4 protein-coding genes are annotated in these 5484 nt (G+C 60.6%); 1 reads left to right on the forward strand and 3 read right to left on the reverse strand.

Annotation, left to right across the window (positions count from 1 at the left end; all coding sequences use genetic code 11):
* Positions 1–596 precede the first annotated feature (596 nt).
* Positions 597–1394 carry an RsmE family RNA methyltransferase gene (locus tag AXK12_RS04620; RefSeq protein WP_068711935.1) on the forward strand — a complete coding sequence of 266 codons (798 nt, stop codon included), beginning with the start codon at positions 597–599 and terminating at the stop codon, positions 1392–1394.
* 395 nt (positions 1395–1789) lie between these two features.
* Here the strand turns inward: AXK12_RS04620 and AXK12_RS04625 are convergent, their stop codons facing one another.
* The 3 genes from AXK12_RS04625 to pyrG form a co-directional block, all read right to left on the reverse strand.
* Complete coding sequence (locus AXK12_RS04625) at positions 1790–2311, reverse strand: biotin/lipoyl-containing protein (protein ID WP_068711937.1); 522 nt, start codon at positions 2309–2311, stop codon at positions 1790–1792.
* 111 nt (positions 2312–2422) lie between these two features.
* Entirely contained in the window at positions 2423–3289 is an 867-nt protein-coding gene (gene kdsA, locus AXK12_RS04630; RefSeq protein WP_068711939.1) for a 3-deoxy-8-phosphooctulonate synthase, read from the reverse strand.
* A 15-nt stretch (positions 3290–3304) separates the two neighbouring features.
* Entirely contained in the window at positions 3305–4981 is a 1677-nt protein-coding gene (gene pyrG / locus AXK12_RS04635; RefSeq protein ID WP_068711943.1) for a CTP synthase, read from the reverse strand.
* Between the last annotated feature and the right edge of the window lie 503 nt (positions 4982–5484).

A 5484-nucleotide genomic window follows, 5' to 3' on the forward strand; every position in this document is an offset into this window, starting at 1 on the left:
CCACTCAGGTGCTTGGCCTGGCCCCTGAAGTGGAAGTACGCCAACCCCCGTCGCCGTATCCGGTGCGACTATTCTGGTTCAGTGGACTAGAGTCTGCTCCCGTTTCAAACGCGAGGCATCTGGCTCGCCTGACGGGCCGCCCGCAAAGTAAATGTCAAAGCTCACAGACACCTCCACTGCGCGTGGGGCGGCAGCGTGTCGCTGCACCCATTTACCGAAGGCTTGGCTGCCGTGCATGCGCACGGCAGCCAAGCCTTCGGTAGAAAGGACCCCAAACTTGGAGGCGGGAGTTTATTAGTGATTTTACCCGTCTCGGGAAACCGGGGGCTCTCCCCATTTCCTCCCCCCTCCCTGTCGCAACGCGACAGGGGGAATGCTTTCAAATTTGGGATTTCGCTTTCGCGCGATAGCGCGATGCGAAATCCCAAATTGAACGGGTGCAGGCACAGCCTGCCGCCCCACGCGCAGTGGGAAAATTCCGCTCACTGGTGAGCTGCGCGCTACTGTATGCGATCTCTCCGCCTCGACAAACGCGCACGCACGTCGCTTGGCTATGCGGTCCTTTCCTCCGACAACTCACTCGTCTCCGCTCCGCCATGCCCGACTTTCGCGTTTTCTGTGAACCTACATCCGCCGAGCCCACCGCGCTCACCCTATCGCCCGAAGAGTCGCGCCACCTCGTCGCGGTAAACCGCGCTCGGCTCGGCGACACGGTCGTCGCCTTCGACGGACGCGGTAACGAGTGGATAGGCGAACTGACCGACACCTCTAAAGCTGCCGCGGTCCTCCGCGTCCGATTCGCGCAGAAAATCCCGCCGCTCCCCTATACGATCACCCTCGGCCAAGCCCTCCCCAAAGGCGACTCGATGGAGCGCATCGTCCGCAAAGCCACCGAGATCGGCTGCGCCCGCATCGTCCCGCTCGAAAGCGAACGCACCCAAGTCCACCTCGCCCCCGATCGGCAGGACAAAAAGCACGACAAGTGGCGCACTGCCGCACTCGAAGCCGCTAAACAATGCGGCAATGCCTACCTGCCCGAAATCGCTCCCCTGCAAACCGCGACCGCCTTTATGGAGGCCACTGCGAGCACCTCCGCCCAGTCATTTCAAAGCCGCTACGACCTCAAACTCATCGCCAGCCTCCAACCCGGCGCCAAGTCGCTCAAAGCCCAGCTCGCCGATTTTGCGGCCGCACACAGCAACGACACTGCGCAAGCCCGCCCGAAAAACGTCCTCTGGCTCATCGGCCCCGAAGGCGACTTTACTCCCGCCGAAATGAGCGCCGCCGCAAGTTGCGGCTTCCAGCCCGTAACACTCGGCCCGCTCGTCCTACGCTGTGAAACCGCCGCCATCTACGCCCTAAGCATCCTCAGCTACGAACTACAAAACGCGTAAACACTCGCGGCACGCACAGACCTCCACTACGCGTGGGGCGGCAGGCTGTGCCTGCACCCGTTCAATTTGGGAATTGGCCTCGTCGCTTCGCGACAAAACCAATTCCCAAATTTGAAAGCATTCCCCCTGTCGCGTTGCGACAGGGAGTGGAAAGTAGAGTGATAACCCGTTTGGGCGAAGTGGGGAAAATCACCAGTAAACTCCCGTCTCCAAGTTTGGGGTCCTTTTCACAGAGCCGCTTGGCTGCTGTGCGAATGCACGGCAACCAAGCGGCTCTGTAAATGGGTGCAGCGATGGACGGCGGGCCAACGAGCCCGCCGCCAAATAAAACAGCCCGCGGCTGCGCCCCACGCGCAGTGGAAAAGGGCCGCGCACGCGGCCGTTTCGGTAAGCGGCTAGCCGCGCCCTTCTAGATACCGCTGCACGTCGTCGCCGGAGACGCGGTTGCCTGGGCCGGTCGCGGGGATGTCGGTAATCGTCGTAGGGTCGAGCCCTGCCTCTTGCGCCAGCCGCGTCGCCTTCGGTGTCCATACGGGAAGTTCCCGCGCGCCTTTTTGCACGGCGGCGGCGGCGCCGTGTCCACTGCTAGCGAGCGCGCCGTCATTCGCACCGTGTGTAGTGCTGGCGGCCCTACTTTCCGTCTTCGATTCCAAGTGCCGCAGGCTCTCGTCGCTGGTCTCGATTTGCACGAACGGATCGCCCGATTGCATCGTCGCTCCGGGCTTACCGATCACGGCGTGAATCGTCCCGTCGCAGGGGCTCTCAAACTCAAAGGTCGATTTATCGCTCTCTAGGTCAGCGAGTCGCTGACCTTTGGTCACGACGTCGCCCGCCTGCACTTTGATGATGATGACGTTGAGCTCAGTCGCCGTTGCGCCCATTGAGGGCACGGGCACATCGATAATGAAAGAGGGCATAACAAGAGTGTGGGACGAGGGCTTTTAGGAAAGGTCGAGGAAACTTCTCAGAGCCAGAGCCAAGTGGGTCAACGCAGCGAGAGTCCTAATTAGGGAGCCTCATGAGCGCCGTTAGCTCTGAGGCGCGGCCAACGCGCCGCGCGCTAAATCGAAAGGGGCGAGTCCCCGCCAAATCGCCAAACAACTCTCAATAAGCGCGGCGAGTTCGTGCAAGTAGACCATGTTTGGCCCATCGGAGGGAGCACGGTCGGGGTCGGGATGCGTCTCGATAAAAAGCCCATCGGCTCCCGCGGCGATTGCTGCCCGCGCCAGCGGCGGCACGAACTCGCGCTGCCCCGCGCTCTTTCCTCCGCCCGCGCCCGGAAGCTGCACGCTGTGCGTCGCGTCGAAAATCGTAGGCAGCCCATTCTGCCGCAAAATCGGAAACGTGCGCATATCCACGACGAGGTTCTGGTAGCCAAAGGTCGTGCCGCGCTCGGTCTGCCAAATCTCGCTCGCCCGCGCTTTCGCACCAGTCGCCGCCGCATCGCGAATCTTCGCCACCACATGCGCCATCTCTTGTGGCGAGAGAAACTGCCCCTTCTTCACATTGACCACGCGGCCCGTCTCCGCCGCCGCGAGGAGCAAGTCCGTCTGCCGACACAGGAAGGCGGGGATTTGGAGCACGTCGCACACCTGCGCGACCGGCGCGGCTTGAGCCCGCTCGTGGATATCCGTCAACACGGGCAGCCCGTAGTCGCGCTTCACTAGCGCGAGCAGCTCCAGCCCCGCCTCCAGCCCCATCCCGCGCGGGCCGGAAATCGAGGTGCGGTTCGCCTTATCAAAGGAGCCTTTAAAAACGATGTTAAGCTCCGGCTGCGTCTCGCGCAGGCGCACCAGCTCCTCGGCGACCGTGCGGCAAATCGCCTCGCTCTCCAGTGAGCACGGGCCGGCGATGAGGAGCAGCTTGGCAGGATCGTAGAGAGCAGGGCGGTGCATCACGGGGATAACGATTTACGCTTTGGGTGCAGTCTCAACAGCGGACTTAAGCTTCGTTTCTGACTTAGCGCTCGTGTCGCCAGCATCATTCGCGCGCGCTTTCCTTTTCTTGGCTGCGGCAATAAAGGCCGCAAAGAGCGGATGCGCCTGGTTGGGCTTGGACTGAAATTCGGGGTGAAACTGCACCGCCAGAAACCACGGGTGCCCCTTTAGCTCCACGATTTCCACGAGCTGGCGACGTTCATTGATGCCGCTAATCACGAGCCCCGCATCGCGGAGCTGCGGCAGGTAAGCGTTATTCACTTCATAACGGTGGCGATGCCGCTCGCGCACACTCTCCGCCTTGTAAGCGCGCGCCGCGAGCGTGCCCGAAGTCAGCGCACAGTCGTAACTGCCGAGCCGCATCGTCGCGCCCTTATCCACCCGCTGCTTTTGCTCCTCCATTAAATTGATAACCGGGTGCGGCGTCTCCGCGTTGAACTCCACACTGTCGGCCTCGCGCAGTTTTAGGACATTGCGCGTAAACTCGATAACCGCGATTTGCAGCCCGAGACAGATGCCGAAATAGGGGACGCCGTTTTCGCGAGCGTATTTGGCGGCGGCGATTTTCCCCTCCGTGCCGCGGTCGCCGAAGCCGCCCGGCACGAGTATTGCGTCGAGCTTTCTCAGCGCGGCCAGCCCGCCCTTTTTCTCTAAATCTTCCGCATCGATGCGCACCGTGTTCACGCGGCAATTATTCGCGATCCCCGCATGGGTAATCGACTCATAGATGGATTTGTAGGCGTCCTGCAGCTCGATGTATTTGCCCACGACGCCGATTGTGACTTCGCCAGCGGGGTTGAGGATGCGGCCCACGATCTGGGTCCAGATGTTTTTGGCAGGCGGGGGGCGCTTTAGCCCGAAGAGCTCGACCACCAACTCGTCCATCCCCTCGCGTTGGAGTGCCAGCGGCAGCTCGTAAATGGAGTGCTCCACGTCGCGGCACTCCACGACCGCCTTCGTCGGCACATTGCAAAATAGCGAAAGCTTTTCGCGCAGCCCCGAGTCGAGCGCGCGGTCCGTGCGGCATACGAGGATGTGCGGCTGGATGCCGATCTCACGCAGCTTAGCGACCGATTGCTGCGTGGGCTTGGTCTTTAGCTCGCCCGCCGCTTGCAGGAAAGGCACGAGCGTTACGTGGATGAACAACACATCGCGCGGCGGCACCTCCAACGCGAACTGGCGCATCGCCTCCAAAAACGGCAGCCCCTCGATGTCCCCCGTCGTCCCGCCAATTTCCGTAATCAGCACATCGGCGTCGCCCCGCCCGCCGGCGTAAATCCGCTCCTTAATCTCGTTGGTCACATGCGGAATCACTTGGACAGTTTTCCCCAAATAATCCCCCCGCCGCTCCTTCTGGATGACTGACTCGTAGACTTGGCCCGAGGAAAGGCTATTTAGCCGCGACAGCTTTCCACTCGTAAACCGCTCGTAATGACCGAGATCCAAATCCGTCTCGGCCCCATCTTCGAGCACGTAAACCTCCCCATGTTGAAACGGACTCATCGTGCCCGGGTCTACATTGAGGTAGGGGTCAAACTTTTGGATGCGCACCGTCAGCCCGCGCAACTCGAGCAACGCGCCGAGCGCCGCCGCCGTCAGCCCCTTGCCTAAGGAAGAGACAACCCCGCCTGTCACGAAAATGTATTTCATGGGCCGCGATGAAGCGCGCCCCCGCAAGCCCTGCCAACGTTAAAAGCACCCAAAGCACACGGACTCGGGCAAAACGCCCATTCCTCTAAAAACCGTAAGCTTGGCTACAGTCGCCCAGAGGTCGAGACGGGGCGATCAGCTTCCCAAGATACAGACCAAAAAAATAAGTAGTTTAGCGCACTTACCTGCCCTTCTAGCCAAATAACAGTAAAATAATTATTCAGTTGATTATCAGTTAATTACAAAAGTGCTTAGGAAGCAAACCTGTTTTCCTCCTAAGAACTAAGTATAATTTGCATTTTGGGCAGGGGGAAATACGTATCTGGGCGTTACCCCACCCGATGCTTACCCCGGCATATTATCTCACTTTAGATGAGCAAGCAGACGCGACTGCGTCGCGTCTGCTCTGTCGCCGGAAGCTCGGAAGCTCGGAAGCTCGGAAGCTCGGAAGCTCGGAAGCTCGGAAGCTCGGAAGCTCGGAAGCTCGGAAGCTCGGAAGCTCG

Origin of the sequence: Cephaloticoccus capnophilus (assembly GCF_001580045.1) — a bacterium.
Taxonomy (GTDB): Bacteria; Verrucomicrobiota; Verrucomicrobiia; order Opitutales; family Opitutaceae; genus Cephaloticoccus; species Cephaloticoccus capnophilus.